The following is a 3,351-nucleotide window of genomic DNA, read 5'->3' on the forward strand; positions in this document are numbered from 1 at the left end:
CCGCAGCGCGGGCGGGCTGTTCAGCCGCTACACACTCTCGAACCCGACCTACTGGCTGGCGTGCGGCGCAGGGGTGGTCATCATGCTCGTGATCGTCTACTTGCCCTGGGTGCAGGCGATGTTCAAGACGGGACCGCTGAGCGCACTGGACTGGGGGTTCGTTCTGCTTGCGGCGGCCATCTTCGTCGCGATCCGCGAGGTCGGCCGGATCGTGCGGAAGCGCCATACCCGGCGGGAGGCGTGAGGGGCCCCGACCGGCGCGCGCGATCCCGATCTCAGGCAGTCGCGCCTGCGGGCTCGGGGTTCGCTCGGGTCTCCGCCTTGACCACGGGGAGCACTTCTGTCAGGAAGAGCTCCAAGCTCGCGTCTGCAGCGGATGCGGGCATGCCGGGGTCGAACTGGCCGACGAACCGGTTGGAACCGAGGATCTCGTGTTGGGCCAGGATGCCGTCGATGACCTGTTGCGGGCTGCCGACCAGCAGTCCCGCGGCGACCCACTGGTCATATACGTGCCGGGGCATGCCACCCTGGAACGCGGGATGCAAGGACATGTAGTGGGAGTAGTACGGGTAGAACTGGTCCTGTGCACTTTGCGAGTTCCGACCGACGAACATGTGCCCGCCGGTTGCCAACTGCAACGCGTCGGCTGCATGCCCGGCAGCCTCACCGGCACGCCGGTACAGCTCCACCAGGTTCACTCCCTGCGCCGCCCCGGTGAACAGCGCCAGGAACATCGGCAGCCCGAGGGTGCCCGCCCGTACTGCGCTCTGCGGGGTTCCGCCCACGCCGATCCAGATCGGCAGGGGCTCCTGGATTGGTCGCGGGCCGATGTGCATACTTTCGTGCAACGGGGTACGGAACCGGCCCTGCCATGGCTGGCCCGGGGTATCCCGCAACCGGATCAACAGGCGCAGCTTCTCTTCGAACAAGTCGTCGTAGTTCCGCACGTCGTAGCCGAACAGCGGGAATGACTCCGTAAACGCCCCCCGCCCCACGGTGATCTCCGCCCGTCCATGCGAGAGCAGGTCCAGCGTGCCGAACTGCTCCATCACGCGCACCGGATCCGTCGTGGACAGCACCGTCACCGACGTGGTCAACCGCATCCGCTCCGTGCGCGCCGCGACCGCCGCCAGCACCACCTCCGGAGCAGATACCGCGAAGTCCGGACGATGGTGCTCGCCCAGCGCGAAGACATCGAGCCCAGCCGCGTCCGCAGCTTCCGCCTGCCGCAGCAGAGCATCCAGCCGCTCGCCCCAGGCCTGTGGCGTCATTTCGCCCGTCATATCACCGAATGAATAGATCCCTAGTTCCATGCCTCCGATACTAGTATTCTTTACATACTGGTTTCCAAGCGGATACTAAAGAGACACCGGGGGAAAGATGATGCACAAGCGGCCCGACGATCCCTGCCCTTTCGGGCCCGCCGTCGAGATCCTGCTGCCCCGTTGGACATCACACATACTCTGGGTCCTCAGCGAACACGGCACCCTCCGGTTCTCACAGCTGCGCGGCCTGATCCCCGACATCACTCCCAAGGTCCTCACCGAACGACTGCGCAAACTCGAACGCGACGGACTGATCCGACGCACCTACCACGCCGAGGTTCCACCCCGCGTCGAATACACCAGCACCCCGCTTGCAGAGACTCTCCAGCCTGCGTTCCGCGTCCTGGCGACCTGGACGGACCAGCACCTCGACGACGTGGCGTCCGCCCGACGCCGGTACGACACGCAGGCCTAGTGGGTGAGGTCGACCGAGACGATGGGGTGGGGCGCGACCGCTTGTCAAGCCTCATCCGGTTTTGGTGATGCGCCGGCAAAATGGAGTACCCCTCGCCACCAATGGAGGAAGACAGGACATGGTTCTCGACCGGGCGATGAAGCCCCATTCCCCGCACATCACCGGCGATGTCGACGAAGCGACGTTCGGGCTGAGGGACGAAGCCGATGTGTTCGAAGACGCGCTCGCCGCGGAGATGCTCCGTACGGGCGCGATCGAGGTCTGGATATGACTCCGACACCCAAACCTCACGAGCCGGCCTCGCTTGAGCTGCATCGTATCGACTCCGCGAATTGGGTCATCCGGGATCACGCTTTCCCTGAGACCGACGCGCGCAACGTGATCGCCTGCGTCCATGAAGCCGAAGAGGATGAGTTAGAGGTCATCTGGCTCGGCGCCGGGATACCGTTGCCCACGCGATACCGGTATGCCGGCGATGTGCTCGAAGACCTCGAGCGGTGGAGAACCCTCAACTGCGGCGCACAGCGCCCGACACGCATCCCGCACTATCGCCCTCTCGTTGCCGGCGGCGTGGCATCCACTTCTGTGTCGTCGCCCGACGGCGACATTGCCGGGGAGATCATGCTCGCCTCGGACTGATCCCCGAGCTCATCCTCAGGCGCGTGATCGACGTCCCGCAGCCACCCCCACGTGTAGCCGACTCGGTCCTGGTTACGGAGTTGGTGTGCCGCCGTTTACGTTCAGTGTCTCGCCGATGACGTAGCTCGACTCGGCCGAGGCGAGGAACACGAACGCGGGGGCGAGTTCCGCAGGCTGGCCTGCGCGGCCGATCGGCGTTTGCGCGCCGAACTCGGCGAGCTTCTCCGGCGGCTGGCCATCGGTGACCTGCAGAGGCGTCCAGATCGGGCCAGGCGCGACCGCGTTGACGCGGATACCCTTGGGCGCGAGCTGTTGAGCGAGCGCCTTCGTGAAGGCGTTGATCGTCGCCTTCGTAGAGGCGTAGTCGACGAGGATCTCCGATGGCTTGTACGCCTGGACCGACGTCGTGTTGATGATCGCGGAGCCGGGTACAAGGTGGGGGAGGGCAGCCTTGGTGATCCAGAACATCGCGTAGACGTTGGTCTTGAAGGCATCATCGAACTGCTCGTCGTCGATCGTCGTAAGGTCTTCGTTGTAGATCTGCTTGCCGGCGTTGTTCACGAGGATGTCGAGTCGGCCGAGTCCTTCGACAGCTTTCTCGACGAGATCACGGCAGTACGCGGCATCGCGAAGGTCGCCCGGCAGTGTCAGGACTTTCACGCCCGCCTCCCGAATGATCTGCGCGATCCGCTCGGCGTCCGCCCTTTCCTCGGGGAGATACGACATCGCCACGTCCGCGCCCTCACGGGCGAAGGCGATTGCCGTCGCCGCGCCGATGCCCGAGTCCGCGCCGGTGATGAGCGCCTTGCGGCCAGCGAGTCGCCCCATTCCGCGATAGGTCTTCTCGCCGAGGTCTGCCTGCGGCTGGAGTTCCGAATCCAGGCCGGGCTCGGGCTGATGCTGCTTCTTCGGTGCGAAGTCGGTGTAGAGCTCTGCAGGGTTCGTGAACGTGTACTGGTCGCGCGTCATGTC

Annotated in this window: 6 protein-coding genes; 4 read left to right on the top strand and 2 right to left on the bottom strand. The window is 65.2% G+C overall.

Translation table 11 applies throughout. The features are described 5' to 3' along the window. The coding region (locus tag QZV84_RS04820; protein ID WP_292826137.1) for a cation transporting ATPase C-terminal domain-containing protein at positions 1-244 on the top strand (244 nt) is incomplete at its 5' end. 31 nt (positions 245-275) lie between these two features. Here QZV84_RS04820 and QZV84_RS04825 read toward each other — a convergent pair. After that, positions 276-1,313, bottom strand: coding sequence for an LLM class flavin-dependent oxidoreductase (locus QZV84_RS04825; RefSeq protein ID WP_292826140.1), 1,038 nt, complete (start codon positions 1,311-1,313; stop codon positions 276-278). A 70-nt stretch (positions 1,314-1,383) separates the two neighbouring features. Between QZV84_RS04825 and QZV84_RS04830 the strand changes: the two genes are divergently transcribed. From QZV84_RS04830 to QZV84_RS04840, 3 genes are all read left to right on the top strand, one after another. Further along, entirely contained in the window at positions 1,384-1,740 is a 357-nt protein-coding gene (locus QZV84_RS04830) for a helix-turn-helix domain-containing protein (RefSeq protein ID WP_292826144.1), read from the top strand. 118 nt (positions 1,741-1,858) lie between these two features. Beyond that, on the top strand, positions 1,859-2,011 hold the full coding sequence (locus tag QZV84_RS04835) for a hypothetical protein (RefSeq protein ID WP_292826147.1): 153 nt from the start codon (positions 1,859-1,861) through the stop codon (positions 2,009-2,011). Further along, positions 2,008-2,379 (top strand): hypothetical protein, encoded by a 372-nt coding sequence (locus tag QZV84_RS04840; RefSeq protein WP_292826150.1) that lies wholly within the window; start codon positions 2,008-2,010, stop codon positions 2,377-2,379. Before QZV84_RS04835 ends, QZV84_RS04840 begins: the two co-directional genes overlap by 4 nt. A 72-nt stretch (positions 2,380-2,451) precedes the next feature. On the opposite strand, the gene QZV84_RS04845 is transcribed toward QZV84_RS04840, so the two are convergent. Beyond that, positions 2,452-3,348 carry an SDR family oxidoreductase gene (locus tag QZV84_RS04845; protein ID WP_292826153.1) on the bottom strand — a complete coding sequence of 299 codons (897 nt, stop codon included), beginning with the start codon at positions 3,346-3,348 and terminating at the stop codon, positions 2,452-2,454. Positions 3,349-3,351: the final 3 nt, after the last annotated feature.

Source organism: Microbacterium sp., from assembly GCF_011620715.1.
Lineage (GTDB): Bacteria > Actinomycetota > Actinomycetes > Actinomycetales > Microbacteriaceae > Microbacterium.

Excerpts from the sequence above, each read along its gene's own strand:
- QZV84_RS04845 (WP_292826153.1), bottom strand. The coding sequence starts at position 3,348 with ATGACGCGCGACCAGTACACGTTCACGAACCCTGCAGAGCTCTACACC.
- QZV84_RS04835 (WP_292826147.1), top strand. The coding sequence starts at position 1,859 with ATGGTTCTCGACCGGGCGATGAAGCCCCATTCCCCGCACATCACCGGC.
- QZV84_RS04825 (WP_292826140.1), bottom strand. The coding sequence starts at position 1,313 with ATGGAACTAGGGATCTATTCATTCGGTGATATGACGGGCGAAATGACG.
- QZV84_RS04840 (WP_292826150.1), top strand. The coding sequence starts at position 2,008 with ATGACTCCGACACCCAAACCTCACGAGCCGGCCTCGCTTGAGCTGCAT.
- QZV84_RS04830 (WP_292826144.1), top strand. The coding sequence starts at position 1,384 with ATGCACAAGCGGCCCGACGATCCCTGCCCTTTCGGGCCCGCCGTCGAG.